Genomic DNA, 19,618 nt, shown 5'->3' on the forward strand with positions numbered 1-19,618 from the left:
CGGCGAAAGACAATTTGGAGAAGCTCCCATGCGCGCCCAGCCAAAGGCATCGCACTATGTCAACGGACGCTACATCGACGACGAGCAGGGTGCGCCGCTGCCGGTGATCTATCCGGCAACCGGCGAGACCATCGCGATGCTGCGTTCGGCGACGCTGAATGTGCTGGAACTGGCGATCGAAGCAGCGCGTGCAGCACAACCGGCCTGGGCGCGGCTGAAGCCGGTCGAGCGCGGACGCATCCTGCGCCGCGCCGCCGACATATTGCGCGCGCGCAACGCCGACCTGGCGCGCGTCGAGACGCTGGATACCGGCAAGGCGATCCAGGAGACGCTGGTGGCGGACGCGCCATCGGCAGCCGACTGCCTTGAATATTTCGGCGGCGTGGTCGCTGCCTATAATGGCGAGTCCATCGATCTCGGCGGACCCTTCGCCTATACAAGGCGCGAGGCGCTCGGCGTCTGCGTCGGCATCGGCGCCTGGAACTATCCGATCCAGATCGCCGGCTGGAAATCGGCACCGGCGCTCGCCATGGGCAACGCCATGGTGTTCAAGCCGTCGGAGAACACGCCGCTGTCGGCTCTGGCGCTGGCCGAAATCTATACAGAAGCCGGCCTGCCCGACGGGCTGTTCAACGTCGTGCAAGGCTATGGCGATGTCGGCGCCGGCCTCGTCGGCCACGATCTCGTCGCCAAGGTCTCGGTGACCGGATCGGTGCCGACCGGCCGCAAGGTGCTGTCGCTCGCCGGCTCGAAGATGAAGCATGCCACCATGGAGCTCGGCGGCAAGTCGCCGCTGATCGTCTTCGACGATGCCGATCTCGAAAACGCCATCGGCGGCGCCATGCTCGGCAATTTCTATTCGACCGGCCAGATCTGCTCCAACGGCACACGGGTGTTCGTGCAGAAGGGCATCCACGACCGTTTCGTCGAACGTCTGACCGAGCGGACCAAGAAGATCCGTATCGGCGATCCGCTCGACCAGGAAACGCAGATGGGGCCGCTTGTCTCCAAGGCCCAGCACGAGAAAGTTATCGGCTATATCGAAGCCGGCAAGCAGGATGGCGCCGTGCTCGCCTGCGGCGGCAACGTGCCTTCGCTGCAGGGTTTCCAAGGCGGCTTCTTCGTCGAGCCGACGGTCTTCACCGGCGTCACCGACACGATGCGCATCGCGCGCGAGGAGATTTTCGGACCGGTGATGAGCGTGCTGAAATTCGACGATGAGGACGAGGTGATCGACCGCGCCAACGACACCGAATTCGGCCTTGCGGCCGGCGTGTTCACGCGCGACCTGCCGCGCGCCCACCGCGTCATCGCCGAGCTGCAGGCCGGCACCTGCTGGATCAACGCCTATAATCTGACGCCGGTCGAAATTCCGTTCGGCGGCTTCAAGCAGTCCGGTATCGGCCGCGAAAATTCGCTGGCGGCTCTGGCGCTCTATTCGCAGCTGAAGTCGGTCTATGTCGAGACCGGGGATGTGGCGAGCCCCTATTGAGGCTCGCGGCTACTGCTGGTCAGCCGCTGTATTTGCCCGACTGGAAATCCGGTCGGATGCGAGCTCGATGAATTCCTTGACGAGGGGCGAAAGATGCCGGCTGCTCGGATATAGGACATGCAGCCCGCCGACCGGAGTCGTGTAGTCCCGGAGAACGCGGCTCAGCCGCCCCCCATTGATGAGGGGCTCGGCGATGCTGTGCGGCAATTGGGCGATGCCGAAGCCTGCGAGCGTGGCCGCAACGACCGCCTGCATTTCATTCGCGGCGAAGCGCCCGGCCACCGTGACCGTTTCCTGACCGTGTGGCCCGTCCAGCACCCAATGGGTGCCCGAGGTCGAAGGGCCTGCGATGACGCACTGGTGGTGCGCGAGATCCGCCAGGCGTTCCGGCATCCCGTGCCTTGCGAGATAGTCCGGGCTGGCGCAGAGCAGCCTGTGCGTGGAACCGAGTTTGCGGGCGATCAGCGTCGAATCCTGAAGGATGCCGGTTCGGAAGGCGAGATCTATACCATCCTCAACCAGGTTGAGCTTGTCGTCGGTCAGGCGGAGCTCGACCTTGGTTTTTGGATACATCGCAAGAAAGTCGACCACCGCCTGGGTGAGGAAATAGCCGCCGAAGCCGACAGGAGCCGAAACGCGGATCGTGCCCGATGGCTCAGCTCTTGCTTCCGCGAGGCGCAAATTTGCTTCCTCGATCGTCCGCAGCGCCTGGCTGCTCTGCTCGTAATAGAGGCGTCCAGCGTCCGTCATATTGAGGCTGCGTGTCGTGCGCTGCAACAGGCGGACCCCGACCTCGCGCTCGAGCGCGGCAATGCGGCGGCTGACCGTCGTCTTGGGCATGGCGAGCAGGCGCGCGGCGGCGGTGAAGCTGCCAGCTTCGACGACGCGAGCGAACACCACGATGTCGTTGAGGTCGAGCATTGTATCCATTGTTGGGACAAAGTTTTCCAATTATAGGTGGTTATGCATCAATGCGATAGGTCCTAATTTTGCTCCAGCGAACGGAAAAGGAGCGAACAAGATGACCACCAAACGAAACGTTCTGGTGACCGGCGCCACAGGCCAGCAAGGCGGCGCAGTTGCGCGTGCTTTGCTGTCGAGTGGTGGACATCGCGTCAAGGCACTGACCCGCAAGCCGGACAGCGATGGCGCACGGCAGCTGGTGTCGGTAGGCGCCGAGATCGTGGCCGGCGATCTCGGCGACACGGCCTCCGTTGTGAAGGCAGTCAAAGACGTCGACACCATGTTCTTGATGGGCAACAGCTACGAAGCCGGGATGGAAGAGGAGACCCGCCAGGGGATTCTAGCCGCCGATGCAGCCAAGGCTGCAGGCGTCGGGCATCTGATCTATTCGTCCGTTGCCGATGCCAACAAGAAAACCGGCATCCCGCATTTCGAAAGCAAATATCTCGTCGAGCAGCATGTCGAACGGCTCGGCATTCCCTATACGATCAGCGCCCCGGTTGCCTTCATGGAGAATTTCGTCGCGCCGTGGTCGATCGGCGCGCTCAGCCAGGGCACGCATGCCTTTGCAATGCCCGCCAAACGTGTCCTCCAGCTGGTCGCACTTGCCGACATCGGCGCCTTCGTTGCCGCCCTGGTCGAGCGACGCGAGCGCGTGTTCGGCAAGCGCTTCGATATTGCGGGAGACGAGTTGTCCGGCGAAGACCAGGCCAAGATCCTTTCGCAGTCCATCGGCCGCCCGATCAACTATCAGGCAATTCCAATCGCGGTAGCCCGCCAACAAAGCGAAGATACTGCGCTGATGTTCGAATGGTTCGACCGCGTCGGCTATGACGTCGATATCGCTGCCTTGCACAGGGATTTCCCGGAGGTCCGCTGGCACAGTTTTGCCGACTGGGCGCGGGAGTTCGACTGGCGTGCCCTTGAGCGGGCTTATTCCGCTGCCTGAGTTCCTGTAGACATCATCGGCCGATGAAAACTGGGGGAGCGGACCAGCTGCAACGGGAAACATTTGGTCCGCTTCCCATCGTGGCCTTCTCACGCCGCGATGAAATGAGAGAACCTAAAGCGCGTCGCGTTTTGACCGGCCTCTGCGACGCGCTTTAGGTTGTTGTTTTATGCATGTCGTTATCGCAAAACCGCTGCACACTTTTGCGCGACATGCATTAGAACGTCTGGTTGTAGGCGCCGACTTCAGGGCTGCGGCGCAGCACCGCATCGACGGCTTCGAACATCTGCCGGCGCCGCTCGGATGACACCGGGCTCTCCACCACGACGACAAGCTCCGGCTTGTTCGACGACGCCCGCACCAGGCCCCAGGTGCCGTCCTCGGCCACGACGCGCACGCCATTGACGGTTATCAGATCGGCGATCTTCTGGCCGGCGAAGACCGTGCCGTCCTGCTTCATTGCCTGAAAATCGGAAACGACCCGCTCGACCACGCCGTATTTCAGCTCGTCGGCGCAGTGCGGCGACATGGTCGGCGTGCCGAAGGTCAGCGGCAGGTCGCGATAGAGATCGGCCATGCTGCTGGTCGGGCTGCGATCCAGCATCTGACAGATGGCGATAGCTGTGATGAGACCATCGTCATAGCCGCGCCCTATCGGCGGATTGAAGAAGAAGTGACCGGATTTCTCGAAACCGGCGATGGCGCCAAGCTCGGCCACGCGCCGTTTTATGTAGGAATGGCCGGTCTTCCAATAGTCGGTGATGGCGCCATCGGCGCGCAACGCGGCGTCGGTGTTGAACAATCCGGTCGACTTGACGTCAACGACGAAAGTCGAGCCGGGATGCAGTCGCGCGATATCGCGCGCAAGCATGACGCCGACCTTGTCGGCGAAGATCTCGTTGCCTTCATTGTCGACCACGCCGCAGCGGTCACCATCGCCGTCGAAGCCGAGCCCGACGTCGGCTCCCGTCTCCAGCACCTTGTCGCGGATCGCGTGCAGCATCTTCATGTCTTCGGGATTGGGATTGTAATTCGGAAACGTATGATCGAGCTCGACGTCCAGCGGGATCACCTCGCACCCGATCCGCTCCAGCGCTTCAGGTGCAAAGGCGCCGGCGGTGCCGTTGCCGCAGGCGGCGACCACCTTGAGCTTTCTCGATATGCGCTTGTCCCGGGTCAGGTCGTCGAGATAGGTTTTGCGGAAATCCGCAACGAAGTCATAGGAGCCGCCGCCGATAAGATCGAAGTCGCCGGCAAGCACGATCGTCTTCAATGCGCTCATTTCCTCCGGGCCGAAGGTCAGCGGACGCGCCGCCCCCATCTTGACGCCGCTCCAGCCGTTTTCGTTGTGCGAGGCGGTGACCATGGCGACGGACGGCGTGTCGAGCGCGAACTGGGCGAAATAGGCCATCGGTGACAGCGCCAGCCCGATATCCCTAACCCGCGCGCCGGCGGCCATCAGCCCGGAAACCAGCGCCAGCTTGATCGCCAGCGAATAGGAGCGGAAATCATGACCGGTCACGATATCCGGCCCGGCGCCCAGGCGCCGGATCAGCGTGCCGAGCCCCATGCCGAGCGCCTGGACACCGATCAGGTTGAGCTCAGGCGGCTTCGCAGATCCAGGATGGCCGAACCACCAGCGCGCATCATACTCACGAAAGCCGGACGCCTTGATCAGCGCCGAGGTTTCAAACTCGAAGGTGTTGGGAAGGGCTTCGCTAACGATCTTCAGGGACAAGACAGTAACTCCAAGCGGCTGGATTCAGAGTGGTTTTAACGCAGGTGGCCATGCCTATAACACGAGCCCTTAAGCGGTGTTTATCCCGCAGGGAACTGAAACCCGTATGAGGTTAAGGCGAAAGCGGAAGAAATGCGACAGAAGCGTTGCCATTGGCGCTTGCAGGAACGAAGTGCGGCGGCTATAAGCCCGCGGTCTGGTCACGGAGTGTAGCGCAGCCTGGTAGCGCACATCGTTCGGGACGATGGGGTCGCAGGTTCAAATCCTGCCACTCCGACCAGAAAAAACAAATAGTTAAGCGTTTCCCGAAACTGCCGTCCTCTGGCCGGCGGACTGACCGATGTCTCCTGACAGGCAGTTCGCGGCCAATCGTGTCGGTGCTTGGCACGCGAAGAACGGCAGCCCTAGCCGTACCATTGTAACTCCTGACGGATTCTCCAAAGCAAGGGCCGGCAGAGGTCCCGCCGGCCCACCGCTTCAGTATTTGAACGACCGCCGTGAGTCTTGCTAGTGCGCCATAAGGATCGGCATCGACGGATCTTCAAGCATCGAGATGGTGACGCCGCCGAAGATGCGCTCGCGCAACCGGGAATGACCATAGGCGCCCATCACCAACAGGTCGGCGGCGATGTCGAGTGCGTGCCGGCGAAGCACGTCGACGACTGAATGGTCCAGGCTGGGCAGCCGGTCGACCGTGACATTCACGCCATGCCGCGCGAGATAGGCAGCGGCGTCGGCTCCGGGTTCGGCCCCGTGGCGGTATTCGTCCTCCACCGGGTCAACCATGACAAGGTGCACCTCGTCGGCGTCTGGCAGCATGTCTAGGGATTCGCGGACGGCACGCGTTGCCTCCAGACGGGCGTCCCAGGCAATCAGCACGCGTTTCGGCTTCAGTGTCGGCCGCGACCCCTCGGGGATGAGCAGCAAAGGCTTTCCCGAAGAAAACAATCCGCCATCGATCACTTTGTTTTTCAGCGTTTTGCCGGCAAGCAACTCCGGTCCAATAATCGTAATGTCAGCGTAGCGGGCACGGCGGCCGATGGTTTCGTCGGCCCAGCCGGCTTCCAGATATTCGCTGGAGACATCGGCCGAAAGCGCCCTGCCGGCGAGAAGAGCCGACACGGCAGCGGTTCGCTTCTTCAACAGATTCTCGTCGGCCTGACGCTCCTTGAGCCAGGCTTCTGAAACGACCGCAGCATACTCTCCGACTGGTGGCGGTGCAGCAATGGCAACCACGAGAACAGCAAGATGCGCGCCGATTTCGTCGCACAGGTCGGCGGCGAGTTTGAGATCGTCGTCCCCCTTGTTCGGTCCCATAACGGTAAATATCGTCCTGAAGGCCATGGCGGCTGCTCCCGATCTTGCGTCAAAGTCCAATCATCGTTGCACCATATAACGAGACGGCTCGGCGCGCTCCTTGCGCTGAGTCAAAGAACGCCGCAGCGCATCATTTGATCCATATCAACGTGCCCACGCGCGTCGCGCCGGAAGGTGGGGGTCGCCATGTTCTTCCGGAGGACGCTAAGAAATACGGCCGCCGAGAAAGTCGTCACCACGGAACGCATCCGTGACTTGGCTGGTTATATCCAGACGCTGCAGCAGTAAGGGCCCGATGGCGCGGAATTTCAGCGACCACGCTCGTCGGATTCCAAAGGTTGGATACGATAAAGAGGCATCCGATGATCGTCGAAGATCAGGAATCCGTGGCCGCGATGTTGATGGACCCTGCCGCATATGGCGAGAGCGGGCCGGTCGAGGCGATCGAAACCCATATCTCGCGTGTCTTCCTGGTTGGCCAGCGCGCCTACAAGATCAAACGAGCGGTCAAGCTGCCCTATGTCGACTTCTCGACCGCGGCGCTGCGGCTCGCCGCTTGCGAGAAGGAGGTCGAGCTCAACTCCAAGACCGCGCCCGGTCTCTATCTGGGGGTGCGGCGCATCACGCGAGAGGCCGGCGGCAAGCTCGCCTTCGATGGAAGCGGCGAACTGGTCGATGCGGCGATCGAGATGGTCCGCTTCGACCAGTCGAAGCTGCTCGATCGAATGGCAGTCGGCGGCGAACTGACGCCTGCGTTGATGACGGCGGTCGCGCGCATGATCGTGCGCTATCATCGCGGCGCGCCGGAGGTCCACAAGGGCAGCGGATCCTCGAACCTGGCAGGCGTGCTCGCCATCAACGAAGCCGGCTTTGCCACCAGCCATGTTTTCGAGCAAGCCGAGATAAAGGCATTCACCGGGATTTTTCGCACCGCCCTCGGCCGTCATTGCGAGTTGCTCGACCGGCGGGAGGCGGCAGGCAAGATCCGGCGATGCCACGGCGACCTGCATCTGCGCAACATCTGTCTCTTCGACGGAGAGCCCCGCCTCTTCGATTGCATTGAATTCAATGACCAGATCGCCAGCATCGATGTGCTTTACGACCTGGCCTTCCTGCTGATGGACCTTTGGCATCGCGGCTTTCCGGAACTCGCCAACCTGGTGATGAACCGCTACCTCGACGAAGCAGACGACGAGGACGGCTTCATTCTCTTGCCGTTTTTCATGGCAGTGCGGGCCGCGGTGCGCGCGCATGTCACCGCAACCCAGATCGAGGAAGGCAGTGCCGATTCCGGCGGGCTGATTGCCGAGGCCGGATCCTATTTCGAGCTTGCCCGAACACTTCTCCAGCCAAGGCCGCCGCGGTTGATCGCCATCGGCGGTTTGAGTGGTTCTGGCAAGACGGCCGTTGCCGAGGCACTCGCCGCACATGTCGGCGCGCCGCCCGGCGCGCGCATTGTCGAGAGCGACCGCATCCGCAAAGCCATGCATGGGGTGCCGGCCGAAACGAAGCTGCCGGACAGGGCTTATCGACCTGATGTGTCGGACCGCGTCTACCGCGAAATGGCATGGCGCGCCGACCTGATCCTTTCCGAAGGCGGTTCGGTGGTCGCCGATGCCGTCTTCGACCGGCCGGCCGATCGCGACCGCATCGAGAAGGCGGCAAACGGCAGAGACGTTGCTTTCGCCGGATTCTGGCTGGAGGCGGATCCGCTTGTTCTTTGGCGACGGGTAAGCGAGCGCCGGGGTGGCCCTTCCGATGCCACCATCGATATCCTTTCGCGGCAATTGCAACGAAAGGCCACCCCGTCCACCTGGCGCAAGGTCGACGCCGATCGAAAGCTCGCCGATATCGCCGCCGAGTTGGCAAGCGTTTCGGAAGCGGCCGCTGCTGCGCAGGGTGCTCCACTCAAGACAGCATCGTGACGGCGACGCGCATAAAGATGGGTGAATGGGCATGACGCAGGAAAAACTGGTGGTTTGCGGCAAATGCGGCGGGGTCAATCGCCTGCCGCCTGGACGGGATGCCGGGGACGCGAAATGCGGAAAGTGCGGCTCCAAGCTGTTCTCGGGCCATCCCGAGGACGTCGACGCACAGAGCTTCGATCGCCACGTCAAACGAAGCAGCCTCCCCGTTGTCGTCGACATCTGGGCACCGTGGTGCGGCCCCTGCAAGATGATGGCGCCGGCCTATGAAGCAGCAGCAAACGAACTGGAGCCGCATGTTCGCCTGATCAAGCTCAACTCCGATAATGAGCAGGCCGTTGCAGCCAGGCTCGGCATTCGCAGCATCCCGGCGATGATCCTCTTCCATGGCGGACAGGAGGTTGCGCGCACATCCGGCGCCATGACGGCGGGGCAGATCGTCAGGTGGGTCCGCGATCACCTGCCGACGGCCGCTGCCTGAAAGCCGTCACGTGTGGATGATCGCCGTGGCCGCATCAGCCAGCGAGCGCAGAAAGCCACATGATGACCTGATGGCTGTGACAAATTTCATATGATGACCTCGCTTTTGACCCGCACTGGGAGTATGGATTCTCATGACCCGGCAAAGTTTGGAGGACCCATGCAGCAGGCCGAACATCGAACGTCCCGCAGGTCGTTCGTTTCTCAGGTCGCAGATGCGCTGCGCGGCCAGATCGAAGCCGGCTTTTATGCGCCTGGCGACAAATTGCCGACAGAACCCGCGCTGATTGACCGGTTCGGGTTCAGCCGCACTGTCGTCCGGGAGGCCATTGCCGCGCTTCGCGCCGACGGGCTGGTGGAATCGCGGCAAGGCGCCGGCGTCTTCGTTCTCGGCCCGAAACCCGTCGACGAGGGATTGAAGCTCTTCACCGACGAAACGAACAAGATCTCGGACATCATCGAAGAGCTCGAGCTGCGCATCGGCATCGAAGTCGAGGCAGCGGGCCTTGCTGCAGCCCGCAGTTCGCCGGCGCAGGAGGCCGAAATCGAGGCCCAGGTCGAAAGGTTCGCCGATCTCATGGCGCAAGGACAACCCACCGACGAGGCGGACTTCCAGTTCCACTTGGCGATTGCCACCGCAACCAACAACGCCAGGTTCAAGGCATTCCTCGAACATATCGGCCGGCGGATGATCCCGCGGGTGAAGTTCAAGACGATGATGGGCGGCATCGATCCCTTGCCCAATCGCGACCATCCAATTCTGGAGGAGCACAGGGAAATCGCCGATGCGATCCTCGCCCGCGACCCGGAAAAGGCGCGTGAGGCGATGCGCCGCCATCTGGTGACGGGGATAAAGCGCTATCGTGCCCTCACCGTCCGGCGCTCGACAAATCAAGACAACACCAGAAGTTGACTCGTCCGCATACTCATCATATGAATCTGGATGACATCATATTAATTGTGGGATGAGTTCCTTTGTCGCCAGATGAAATCAAGTCGCGTGTCGCTTCAGGGCTGCTGTCGTTTCCGGTCACACATTTCAACGAGGATTTCAGCCTCAATCTCGAAAGCTATCGCGCGCATGTGGAATGGCTGTCGGGGTTCGGTGCCGCTGCCCTGTTCGCGGCCGGCGGCACGGGTGAATTCTTCTCCCTGTCGCCGGAAGAGGTCGCCGACGTTACCCGTGCTGCCAAGGATGCCTCGGGAGACGTGCCTATCATCGCCGGCTGTGGTTACGGCACGGCGCTCGCCACGGAAATTGCTCGCCGCGCCGAGGCTGCGGGGGCCGACGGTCTCTTGCTTCTGCCGCATTATCTGATGGAGGCCTCGCAAGAGGGGATATTCCGGCATGTCAAAGCCGTGTGCCAATCCACCGGCCTAGGCGTCATCATCTACAACCGTGCGAACTCGGTCGCCAATGCCGACACGGTTGCCCGCCTTGCTGATGCGTGCCCAAACCTCATCGGCTTCAAGGACGGCACAGGCAAGATCGATCTTGTCCGCCACGTCACCGCAAAGCTCGGCGATCGGCTCTGCTACATCGGTGGCATGCCCACGCATGAGCTGTTTGCCGAGGGCTTCAACGGCGCCGGTGTGACAACTTATTCCTCTGCGGTGTTCAATTTTGTGCCGGAATTGGCACAGCGCTTCTACAGGGCGATGCGGACAAGCGATCGCGCTGCGATGGAAGAAATCCTGCACAGCTTCTTCTTCCCCTTCGCGGCTCTACGCGATCGAGAACAAGGTTATCCGGTGTCGATCATCAAGGCAGGCGTCGAACTCATAGGACGGACACCCGGCCCGCTTCGTCCGCCGCTGACGGATCTGAAGCCGCAGGAAAAAGACGTGCTGCGCGGATTGATCGAGAAGATCGCCGCCTAGTCGCCGGGAGATCGGCAAATTGTCGGACGAACGCGCCGAGGAGGTTCGCCCGTCGCACGACAGCCAGAACGGAAGATCCCAAGCGGAAGATCAAAGGGAGGAGAGACATGAATAGAAGCGTTCATACGATTGCAGCTGTCGTATTGATGACCGCTGCCGCGCCATCGGCTGTCGCACAAGAAGCGGCGCAGGAAATCCGTATCGTCCTGCCGGAGCAGCCGGCCAATCTGGAGCCCTGCGGCACCATCATCACCAATGTCGGCCAGATACTCAGCCAAAACGTCGTTGAATCGTTGACCGTCATCGATCCGACCACCGGACAACCTCAGCCGAAACTGGCGACCGAATGGACCAGCGTGGACCCGACGACTTGGCGGATCAAGCTGCGCGAGGGCGTGAAGTTCCAGGACGGAACGGAACTCAACGCGGATGCGGTCGCATTCTCCATCAACAGGATGATCAGCGGCAAGATCACTTGCAGCAACATTGCGAAATTCGGCGATGCCAAGCTGACGCTGACGCCGGTCGACGATCTGACCGTCGAGATAAAGTCGGACAGGCCCGAACCCATCATGCCGACGCTGTTGAGCGTGGTCATGATCGTCTCGCCGAAGACACCGGTCGACCAGGCGGTGAACGATCCGGTCGGGACCGGCCCGTTCACGCTATCGACCTTTTCCCCGCAAACCGTGGTGCTGGACGCGTTCGATGGCTATTGGGGCAAGAAGCCGGAGATCACCAAGGCAACCTATGTCTGGCGGCCCGAATCATCGATTCGAGCGGCCATGGTCGAAACCGGGGAAGCCGACCTGACGCCGTCGATTGCCATCCAGGACGCCAGCAATCCGGAGACGGATTTCGCTTACCTGAACTCCGAAACCACCGCCATCCGCATCGATGCCGCCGAGCCGCCGCTCGATGACCTGCGCGTCCGCAAGGCGCTCAACCTGGCGATCGACTGGGAAGGCCTTGCCCAGCTGTTCGGCGACGACGTCAAGCGTGCGTCGCAAATGGTCGTTTCCGGGATCAACGGCCATGACGATGCGCTCGAGCCTTGGCCGTACGATCCGGAAGAGGCGAAAAAGCTCATCGAAGAAGCGCGCGCGGCGGGTGTCGCGGTCGACACCGAGATCAAGCTCATCGGGCGAAACGGCATCTATCCGAACGGCGCCGAAGCGATGGAGGCCATGATGACGATGTGGCAGGACGCCGGCCTCAACGTCAAGCTTACCATGCTCGATGTCGCCGACTGGCTGCGCTATCTGCAAAAGCCGTTCCCGCCGGAGCGCGGCCCCAATCTCCTGCAGATGATGCATGACAACAACAAGGGCGATGCGGCCTTCACGGTTCCGATCTTCTACCGATCGAGCGGCAGCTACTCGACCTTGGCCGATCCGGCATTCGACAAGGAGATAGACGCGGCCCTGGCGGCGACCGGCGAGGCCCGCACGAACAGCTTCAAGGCGATCTTCGGCAAGGCCCGCAACGAAGTGGTGGCGGACATCCCGATGTTCCATATGATCGGCTATACCCGTGTTGGCACCAGGCTGGAATGGAAGCCCGATATCACCACCAACAGCGAAATACCGCTGGCCAATATCGCTATCAAAAAAGACTGAGTGATACGGGGGCGCTGGGTCCGATCGTGACCCTGCGCCCTGACCCGTTGCCTCCGTCGATATCCGTCCAAGGGCATCCCAAATGATTACCTATCTTGGACGCCGCGCGTTCCACAGCATCCTGTCGGTCATAGGTCTGTTGACGCTGGTCTTTTTCCTGACACGGCTTACCGGCGATCCTTCCGCCTTGTACCTGCCTCTGGACTCGACTGCGGAAGCTCGGGCCGCGTTCGCGCGGTTGAACGGCCTCGATCAGCCGATCTATTGGCAGTTTCTGGATTATTTGCGCGATCTTCTGCAGCTGGATTTCGGTGAATCGCTGCGCCAGAACCGCTCGGCGATGCAGGTCGCGCTTGAGGCGTTCCCGGAAACGCTGAAACTTGCCGCCGTCGCGATCACCCTGTCGACCGCTTTGGCTATCCTTGTCGGTTCTCTGGCGGCCGCGCGGCCGGGCAGCATCTTCGACCGTGTCGCCAGCTTCGTCTCCCTGGCCGGCGCAAGCGCGCCGGATTTTTGGGTCGCCATCGTCGGCATCCTTGTCTTCGCCGTAGGGCTCGGGCTTTTGCCGACATCCGGCACCGGAAGCTGGGCGCATTGGATCATGCCCAGCTTCGTGCTGATGCTTCGTCCCTTCGGTCTCCTGGTGCAGGTCGTGCGCGGAACGATGCTGTCCGCACTTGCCTCTCCATACATCAAGACCGCAAGGGCCAAGGGCCTGCCTCGTCAGAAGATCATCTTCGGGCATGCGCTTCGCAATTCGCTGCTGCCCGTCGTCACGGTCGCCGGCGACTTGGCGACCAGTCTCGTCAACGGCGCTGTCGTCGTGGAATCGATATTCGGCTGGCCCGGCATCGGCAAGCTGATGATCGACTCGATCATCCAGCGCGATTTTGCTGTCGTCCAGTCGACCATTCTGGTGACGGCTACCGCCATCTTCATCCTGAACATCGCGATCGACCTGCTCTATGCGGTTCTCGATCCGCGCATCCGGTACTGAGCCATGACGATCATCACCCCCGACATCAAGCCGGCGGCCGTTCCAGGCAGCGGCAGCGTGCTTCTCTCCTATTTGAAGCGCGACAGGCTTGCGCTCGCCGCCGCTATTTTCCTGGCGATCGTCGTCATCGCGGCGGTCCTCGGCCCGTGGCTGGTGGGCGACGCCGCTTCGCGGCTGGGGCTGCGCCAGCGCAATCTCGCCCCGTTCTCGCTGGCCAGCGGCTGGATCTATGTCCTCGGCGCCGATACCCTCGGCCGGCCCATCCTGGCCAGGCTGATTGTCGGCGCGCAGAACACGTTCGGCATTGCCGCGGCTGCGGTATTCGCGTCGATGCTGGTTGGCGGAACGCTGGGCCTGATAGCGGGCTATTCGGAGCGCTGGTACAGCCATCTCATCCTGCGCCTGGCCGATGTCGTCATGAGCTTTCCCTCGCTGCTGCTGGCGCTCATCGTGCTCTACACGCTAGGGCCGAGCATCACCAACCTGGTGATCGTTCTCGCCGTCACGCGCATGCCAATCTACCTCAGAACGGCGCGCGCAGAAGTTTTGGAGTTGCGCGAGCGCATGTTCGTGAGCGCGGCGCGAGCCATGGGGGCGAAGCCGGCCCGGATCATCATCCGGCATATCGCCCCCCTCGTCCTGCCGACATTGGTGACGATTTCCGCCATTGATTTCGCGACCGTCATTTTATCGGAATCGGCGCTGAGTTTCCTTGGCCTCGGCATTCAGCCACCTGACTTTACCTGGGGTGCAATGGTGGCAAACGGCCGCGGCTATCTCGCCACCGCCTGGTGGATCGCATTCTGGCCGGGTCTTGCGATCATGCTGACGACGCTGTCGCTCAACATCCTCTCGAACTGGGCGCGCACCGTCGCTGATCCGCAGCAACGCTGGCGTCTTCAGACATTGCGAAAAGCTGCCCGATGAGCAACGCAACCAATCCCATTCTCAAAGTCGACGGCCTGATCGTCGATTTCCTTTCGGACGATGAGCCGGTACGTGCCGTCGACGACGTCTCTTTCCGCGTCAGCCGTGGCGAAACGCTCGTGATCCTCGGCGAAAGCGGTTCGGGAAAAAGCGTCAGCACCAGCACGGTGATGGATCTCGTCGACTGTCCGCCAGGCGATATCGTGGCCGGCTCCTGCCTCTTCGACGGCGTCGAACTCTCGGGCCTCGGTGCCGAGGCGCGCCGAAGCATCAACGGCCGCAGGATTGCGATGATCTTTCAGGATCCGCTCGCCTATCTGAACCCCGTCTATACGGTGGGGCGCCAGATCGAGGAGGTTTATGAGAGCCACGGTGCGGGAGCCGGCAAGGACGCACGCGCCAAGACGATAGAACTGCTTCGGCGCGTGGGCATTCCGGAGCCGGAAAACCGCGTCGACTTCTATCCGCATCAGTTCTCGGGCGGACAACGTCAGCGCGTAATGATTGCCATGGCGATCGCGCTGAAACCGGACATCCTGATCGCCGACGAGCCGACGACCGCTCTGGACGTCAGCGTGCAAGCGCAGATCCTCGATCTGCTGCGCGATCTTCAGCGCGAAACCGGCATGGCGTTGATCATGATCACCCATGACCTCGAAGTCGCCGCGTCCATGGCGGACCGGATCATCGTCATGAACGGCGGCAAGGTCGTCGAGACGGGCATCGCCAAGGAAGTCTTCAGCAATCCGCAGCACGCCTATACCCGCCGCCTCATCTCCGCCCTGCCCCACGGCAACGCAGCGGAGGCGCCGAACAAGCGTTCGACGACGATCACCGACAAGACCCTGCTCAAGGTGGAACATCTCACCAAGCACTATGTGCTTGCTTCCGGAGCCTTCAGCAGCAAGCGGACGTTCAAGGCGGTGGACGACATAAGCTTCGAGGTCAGGAGAGGAGAAACGCTCGGCATCGTCGGCGAGTCCGGCTCCGGCAAATCGAGCGTCGCACGCATGCTGTTGGGGCTGAACGCGCCAAGCTCGGGCAAGGCAGTCTTTGCCGGTGAGAACATCTTCGAAATGAACGAGAAGCGGCTTATGGCGTTTCGGCGCAAGGTCCAGATGGTATTCCAGGATCCGTACGGATCGATGAATCCGCGCATGCGCGTTTATTCGATCATTTCCGAACCCTGGGTGATCCACCGCGATATTCTGCCGAAGAACAGGTGGAAGGCTCGAGTGGCAGAGCTCCTGGAATTGGTGGGGCTGTTGCCGGAGCACGCCGACCGCTACCCGCACCAGTTTTCCGGCGGCCAGCGACAGCGCATCGCCATTGCACGGGCGCTTGCGAGCGAGCCGGAACTGATCGTCTGTGACGAGGCGGTTTCGGCGCTCGACATCTCTATCCAGACGCAGGTGATCGACCTTCTGGCCGACCTTAGGACGAGGCTCAGCCTCTCCTATATCTTCATCACACACGACCTGCCGATCGTGCGCCATTTCGCGGACCGGATCATGGTCATGAAAGATGGACGCATTGTCGAGGAAGGCCAAACCGCGGCGCTGTTCGGGGCGCCTCGCCACGAATATACGCAAAGCCTGTTGCAGGCTGTGCCCAGGCCCAAATGGCTTACGCAAGCCTAGTAGTCCTCATCCTCCCGCAGTCAGCCCTTGAACAGCCGAACGTCAAGCTCGAACGGATCGATCCGTGCGATTTTAATTCGGGCCGCGGCAGGATGACGAGGATTGATGAGGACATTCTGGTCTGGTCCGTCCGAGATCGGGACAATGGCTGACGGAACAAAGAACACAACGACGCTGTTCAGCCACTCATTGCCGAGCTGAATCCACCCACTTGAGTCGGCGGATTGTTCGGCACTATGATCAAACGGCGCTGCCGGAGGATCCGCCGATGCCACAACGCCCCTATGATGAGCGCCTGCTCCGTCAGGCGTTCGAAGTCGCGCGCAGGGCCCGCGATGCTGGCGAACATCCCTTTGGTTCGCTCCTCGCCGACAAAGACGGCAATGTGTTGCGCGAGCAACTCAACGGTTACAAATCCGGAGGAGGCGACCGCACCGCTCATGCCGAAAGGCTGCTGGCCTTGTGGGCGGGGATGCATTTCAGTCTCGAAAAGCTGGCCTCCTTCACACTCTACACTTCGGCCGAACCTTGCGCGATGTGCTCCGGGACAATCTATTGGGCGGGCATCGGAAGGGTCGTCTTTGGGCAGAGCGAGCATGACGTCAAAGCATTGACGGGTGCACACGTCGAGAATCCCACACTCGACCTCCCCTGCACGATCGTTTTCGAAGCTGGGCAGCGTCCGACTGAAGTCGTCGGCCCGCTGCTTGCCGATGAAGCGGCGCAACTCCACGCCGATTTCTGGGAAGACAAGTAGCTCAATTCGCGCGGAAAACGAGTGAGTGCTAGGCGATATCGTCGCGAATGCAGGCCTTCAGATGGCCATCGGACGTTGTTGCCCGCAGTGGCGGGACGATTCCGGCGCAAGCATCCAGGGCAACCGGGCAACGGGTTCGGAAAACACACCCGGTTGGCGGATTTGCCGGGCTTGGAATGTCGCCCTTCAGCACCTGCCGGCCTTGCTTGGCCAGTGGGTCGAGCGAGGGAATGGCCGAGAGCAGCGCGCGCGTATAGGGATGCTGCGGCCGGGCATAGAGCGCGGCGGCAGGCGCGACTTCCATGATCCGGCCGAGGTAGAGAACGATCACCGTGTCGCAGATATATTCGACGACGGCCAGGTCATGCGAAATGAACAGCATGGTCAGACCGAGCCGGACCTGCAGGTCGCGCAAAAGATTGATGATCTGCGCCTGGATCGAGACATCGAGGGCAGAGACCGGCTCGTCGGCGACGATGAATTCGGGTTCGAGCGTAAGCGCCCTGGCGATGCCGATGCGCTGACGCTGCCCGCCCGAAAATTCGTGGGCGTAGCGGTCATAGGCGTCGACCGGCAACTCGACCGCGGCAAGTGCCTTCTCCGCCCTCGCCCGCCGCTCGGGCCTGTTGCCGATGCCCTGAATATCCAGGCCTTCGGTCAGGATCTGCCCGATGGTCATGCGCGGCGACAGACTGGCGAACGGATCCTGGAAAATATATTGCATCTTGCGGCGCTGGCGAGTCAGCGAGCCGGCGCTCAGCTTGGTGATATCGACGCCGTCAAATCTTATTTCGCCGGACGTCGGCTCGATGAGACGCAGCACCGAGCGGCCGATCGTGGTCTTGCCCGATCCGGATTCGCCAACGAGACCGACCACCTGGCCGCGCGCAATGTCGAAGGAAATATCTTCCAGCGCCCTGACGACGGGACCGCGCGAGAACGCCGTCGGCGCAAAATGCTTGGTCAGGTACCTGACCGAAAGGAAGGGGGCGTCCACTATCAGAGATCCTCCCAGCGCAAACAACGGCTTTGCTGGGTCGGTGTCGCCGCGAACAATGGCGGTACAGCAGTGCGGCAGGCATCGACAGCCAGGGCGCAACGCGGCGCGAAGGAGCAGCCATTGGGCAGCAAGGCCAGCGACGGAACATTGCCGGCGATGGTCGGAAGTGGCGTTCCTGCTGCCTTCAGCATGGTGGCCTGGCCGAGCCGCGGCACCGAACGCATCAGCCCGGCGGTGTAGGGATGACGCGGACGAGTGAACACCTCGCTCACCGGACCCGATTCCACGATGCGCCCGGCATACATCACCGCGACCCGGTCGGCGATCTCGGCAACGACGCCGAGATTGTGCGTGACGAACAGAATGCCCATGCCGCGTTGCGCCTGCAGCTCGGCCAGCAGGTCGAGAATCTGGGCCTGGATGGTGACGTCGAGCGCAGTGGTCGGCTCGTCGGCGATCAGCAAGGTCGGATCGCAGGACAATGCCATGGCGATGGTGGCGCGCTGGCGCATCCCTCCCGACAGCTCATGCGGGTATTGCCGCGCCCGCCGATCGGGATCGGGAATGCCGACCTGAGCCAGCAGTCGCACGGCATCAGTGGCCGCATCACGATGCGACTTGCCGAGATGGATGCGGATCGGCTCGGCGATCTGTTCGCCGATGGTGTAGACCGGATTGAGGCTGGTCATCGGCTCCTGGAACACCATGCCGATGTCGTTGCCGCGCACCTTGCGCAGCGACTCAGGATCGAGGCCGGTCAGCTCGGTGACAGTGCCGTCCCTGCGCCGCAGCGCGATCGATCCCTCGGCGATGCGCCCGATCTTCTTCGGCAGCAGGCCGATGATCGACAGGCTGGTGACGGATTTGCCCGATCCGGACTCGCCGACCAGCGCGACCGTCTCGCCCGAACCTATCACCAGATCGACGTCCTGCACGGCGGCGATGTCGCGTCCGGCGATACGGAACACCGCCCGCAGACCGGAAATCGAGAGGATCGGAGCGTCCACGGTCAGCGGAGCAATCCGACGTCGCGAAGGATGATTTCGACCTTTGCGGTTTCCTCGTCGTTCAAGCTGCGTTGCGGCCGCGCCATGGTGTTGGAGGCGATGATGCCGAGGCTCTTCATCGCGCTCTTGAAGGCGCCGACGCCGGCCGAGCCGGCGCTTGTCCTGCCGAGCGAGATCCAGACGATCTCGAACAGCTTCAACAGCCGCTCCTGCTCCAGGCGGGCTTCGGCGTGCTGACCCGCCTGCATCAGGTTCCACAGCCTGACGTAGCCGTGCGGGTCGACATTGGCGAGGCCCGGCACGACACCATGCGCACCCATGGCAAGCACGCTGTCGACCAGGATCTCGGACCCGGTCATGCCGAAGAAACTCGGATCGTTGGCCATGTCCTTGAGCACATAACGCAGATTGCCGTCATCGCCGCTGGAATCCTTGATACCGGCGATAACGCCTTCGCTGGCAAGGCCGACGGTGGTCCTGCGCTCCAGCTTGACATGGACGCAGACCGGGATGTCGTAGGCGATGATCGGGATGTCAACCGCGTCCTTGATATAGCGGAAATGATCGCCGATCTCGGGCTGGCTGGTGCGGGTATAGAAGGGCGCTGTGACCACAACAGCGTCGGCGCCGGCCGATCTGGCTGTCCGGGCGTGGTTGATGACACGATCGGTTGTCGGGTCGATGACCCCGGCGAAGATCGGAACGCGGCCGTTGTTGACCTTGACCGCGTGCTCGATGATGGCCCTGCGGCCGGCCTCGTCATGGAAGACTACTTCGCTGGTCGAGCCGAGCACGAAGAGCCCGTGGACGCCGCCGTCGAGCAGGTTTTCGATCGTCCGGGTGAACGACGGCAAGTCGACACTGAAATCGGAATGGAGCGGGGTGACGACAGGTGGCACGACGCCGGTAAACAGCGGCATTTTTGA

General features: G+C 62.0%; 17 protein-coding genes and 1 tRNA gene. 12 read left to right on the forward strand and 6 right to left on the reverse strand.

What is annotated here, in order from left to right:
• Positions 1-28 precede the first annotated feature (28 nt).
• The gene (gene betB, locus AC0NIE_RS26930; RefSeq protein WP_473488784.1) at positions 29-1,492 is read left to right on the forward strand and encodes a betaine-aldehyde dehydrogenase; all 1,464 of its coding nucleotides are present in this window, start codon (positions 29-31) and stop codon (positions 1,490-1,492) included.
• A 9-nt stretch (positions 1,493-1,501) separates the two neighbouring features.
• Here betB and AC0NIE_RS26935 read toward each other — a convergent pair whose 3' ends face one another.
• The gene (locus tag AC0NIE_RS26935) at positions 1,502-2,413 is read right to left on the reverse strand and encodes a LysR family transcriptional regulator (RefSeq protein ID WP_473488815.1); all 912 of its coding nucleotides are present in this window, start codon (positions 2,411-2,413) and stop codon (positions 1,502-1,504) included.
• Positions 2,414-2,513: 100 nt separating this feature from the next.
• Between AC0NIE_RS26935 and AC0NIE_RS26940 the strand changes: the two genes are divergently transcribed.
• Complete coding sequence (locus AC0NIE_RS26940) at positions 2,514-3,404, forward strand: NmrA/HSCARG family protein (RefSeq protein ID WP_473488783.1); 891 nt, start codon at positions 2,514-2,516, stop codon at positions 3,402-3,404.
• 217 nt (positions 3,405-3,621) lie between these two features.
• Here the strand turns inward: AC0NIE_RS26940 and AC0NIE_RS26945 are convergent, their stop codons facing one another.
• Positions 3,622-5,142 (reverse strand): phosphomannomutase/phosphoglucomutase, encoded by a 1,521-nt coding sequence (locus AC0NIE_RS26945; protein ID WP_473488782.1) that lies wholly within the window; start codon positions 5,140-5,142, stop codon positions 3,622-3,624.
• Between the two features lie 203 nt (positions 5,143-5,345).
• On the opposite strand from AC0NIE_RS26945, the gene AC0NIE_RS26950 reads away from it, so the two are divergent.
• Positions 5,346-5,422: transfer RNA gene (locus AC0NIE_RS26950), tRNA-Pro, on the forward strand.
• Positions 5,423-5,649: 227 nt separating this feature from the next.
• Here AC0NIE_RS26950 and AC0NIE_RS26955 read toward each other — a convergent pair.
• Complete coding sequence (locus AC0NIE_RS26955; protein ID WP_473488781.1) at positions 5,650-6,486, reverse strand: universal stress protein; 837 nt, start codon at positions 6,484-6,486, stop codon at positions 5,650-5,652.
• 335 nt (positions 6,487-6,821) lie between these two features.
• Here AC0NIE_RS26955 and AC0NIE_RS26960 point away from each other — a divergent pair, with 335 nt between their 5' ends.
• From AC0NIE_RS26960 to AC0NIE_RS27000, 9 genes are all read left to right on the forward strand, one after another.
• Positions 6,822-8,384, forward strand: a complete 1,563-nt coding sequence (locus AC0NIE_RS26960) for a bifunctional aminoglycoside phosphotransferase/ATP-binding protein (protein ID WP_473488780.1) — start codon at positions 6,822-6,824, stop codon at positions 8,382-8,384.
• A gap of 31 nt (positions 8,385-8,415) precedes the next feature.
• A complete protein-coding gene (gene trxC, locus AC0NIE_RS26965) occupies positions 8,416-8,865 on the forward strand; it encodes a thioredoxin TrxC (RefSeq protein WP_473488779.1) in 450 nt (149 codons plus the stop codon).
• Positions 8,866-9,024: 159 nt separating this feature from the next.
• Positions 9,025-9,777: a FadR/GntR family transcriptional regulator gene (locus AC0NIE_RS26970; RefSeq protein WP_473488778.1), complete on the forward strand. Its 753-nt coding sequence runs from the start codon at positions 9,025-9,027 to the stop codon at positions 9,775-9,777.
• 62 nt (positions 9,778-9,839) lie between these two features.
• A complete protein-coding gene (kdgD, locus tag AC0NIE_RS26975; RefSeq protein WP_473488777.1) occupies positions 9,840-10,745 on the forward strand; it encodes a 5-dehydro-4-deoxyglucarate dehydratase in 906 nt (301 codons plus the stop codon).
• 107 nt (positions 10,746-10,852) lie between these two features.
• Positions 10,853-12,364 carry an ABC transporter substrate-binding protein gene (locus AC0NIE_RS26980; RefSeq protein WP_473488776.1) on the forward strand — a complete coding sequence of 504 codons (1,512 nt, stop codon included), beginning with the start codon at positions 10,853-10,855 and terminating at the stop codon, positions 12,362-12,364.
• Between the two features lie 82 nt (positions 12,365-12,446).
• Complete coding sequence (locus AC0NIE_RS26985; protein ID WP_473488775.1) at positions 12,447-13,361, forward strand: ABC transporter permease; 915 nt, start codon at positions 12,447-12,449, stop codon at positions 13,359-13,361.
• Between the two features lie 3 nt (positions 13,362-13,364).
• Positions 13,365-14,288 (forward strand): ABC transporter permease, encoded by a 924-nt coding sequence (locus AC0NIE_RS26990; RefSeq protein ID WP_473488774.1) that lies wholly within the window; start codon positions 13,365-13,367, stop codon positions 14,286-14,288.
• Positions 14,285-15,928, forward strand: coding sequence for an ABC transporter ATP-binding protein (locus AC0NIE_RS26995; RefSeq protein WP_473488773.1), 1,644 nt, complete (start codon positions 14,285-14,287; stop codon positions 15,926-15,928). Before AC0NIE_RS26990 ends, AC0NIE_RS26995 begins: the two co-directional genes overlap by 4 nt.
• Before the next feature lie 268 nt (positions 15,929-16,196).
• Positions 16,197-16,685: a nucleoside deaminase gene (locus AC0NIE_RS27000; protein WP_473488772.1), complete on the forward strand. Its 489-nt coding sequence runs from the start codon at positions 16,197-16,199 to the stop codon at positions 16,683-16,685.
• A 28-nt stretch (positions 16,686-16,713) separates the two neighbouring features.
• Here the strand turns inward: AC0NIE_RS27000 and AC0NIE_RS27005 are convergent, their stop codons facing one another.
• From AC0NIE_RS27005 to AC0NIE_RS27015, 3 genes are read right to left on the reverse strand one after another with little or no spacing between them, the layout of a single operon-like run.
• Complete coding sequence (locus AC0NIE_RS27005) at positions 16,714-17,682, reverse strand: ABC transporter ATP-binding protein (protein ID WP_473488771.1); 969 nt, start codon at positions 17,680-17,682, stop codon at positions 16,714-16,716.
• 2 nt (positions 17,683-17,684) lie between these two features.
• Positions 17,685-18,692, reverse strand: coding sequence for an oligopeptide/dipeptide ABC transporter ATP-binding protein (locus AC0NIE_RS27010; RefSeq protein WP_192358944.1), 1,008 nt, complete (start codon positions 18,690-18,692; stop codon positions 17,685-17,687).
• Positions 18,693-18,694: 2 nt separating this feature from the next.
• The gene (locus AC0NIE_RS27015; protein ID WP_123149250.1) at positions 18,695-19,612 is read right to left on the reverse strand and encodes a dihydrodipicolinate synthase family protein; all 918 of its coding nucleotides are present in this window, start codon (positions 19,610-19,612) and stop codon (positions 18,695-18,697) included.
• Positions 19,613-19,618 lie beyond the last annotated feature (6 nt).

This window comes from Mesorhizobium sp. WSM4842 (assembly GCF_055901575.1).

Bases quoted from the DNA above. Each gene is read 5' to 3' on its own strand.
- betB (WP_473488784.1), top strand. From the start codon at position 29: ATGCGCGCCCAGCCAAAGGCATCGCACTATGTCAACGGACGCTACATC.
- AC0NIE_RS26935 (WP_473488815.1), bottom strand. From the start codon at position 2,413: ATGCTCGACCTCAACGACATCGTGGTGTTCGCTCGCGTCGTCGAAGCT.
- AC0NIE_RS26940 (WP_473488783.1), top strand. From the start codon at position 2,514: ATGACCACCAAACGAAACGTTCTGGTGACCGGCGCCACAGGCCAGCAA.
- AC0NIE_RS26955 (WP_473488781.1), bottom strand. From the start codon at position 6,486: ATGGCCTTCAGGACGATATTTACCGTTATGGGACCGAACAAGGGGGAC.
- AC0NIE_RS26960 (WP_473488780.1), top strand. From the start codon at position 6,822: ATGATCGTCGAAGATCAGGAATCCGTGGCCGCGATGTTGATGGACCCT.
- trxC (WP_473488779.1), top strand. From the start codon at position 8,416: ATGACGCAGGAAAAACTGGTGGTTTGCGGCAAATGCGGCGGGGTCAAT.
- AC0NIE_RS26970 (WP_473488778.1), top strand. From the start codon at position 9,025: ATGCAGCAGGCCGAACATCGAACGTCCCGCAGGTCGTTCGTTTCTCAG.
- AC0NIE_RS26980 (WP_473488776.1), top strand. From the start codon at position 10,853: ATGAATAGAAGCGTTCATACGATTGCAGCTGTCGTATTGATGACCGCT.
- AC0NIE_RS26985 (WP_473488775.1), top strand. From the start codon at position 12,447: ATGATTACCTATCTTGGACGCCGCGCGTTCCACAGCATCCTGTCGGTC.
- AC0NIE_RS26990 (WP_473488774.1), top strand. From the start codon at position 13,365: ATGACGATCATCACCCCCGACATCAAGCCGGCGGCCGTTCCAGGCAGC.
- AC0NIE_RS26995 (WP_473488773.1), top strand. From the start codon at position 14,285: ATGAGCAACGCAACCAATCCCATTCTCAAAGTCGACGGCCTGATCGTC.
- AC0NIE_RS27000 (WP_473488772.1), top strand. From the start codon at position 16,197: ATGCCACAACGCCCCTATGATGAGCGCCTGCTCCGTCAGGCGTTCGAA.
- AC0NIE_RS27015 (WP_123149250.1), bottom strand. From the start codon at position 19,612: ATGCCGCTGTTTACCGGCGTCGTGCCACCTGTCGTCACCCCGCTCCAT.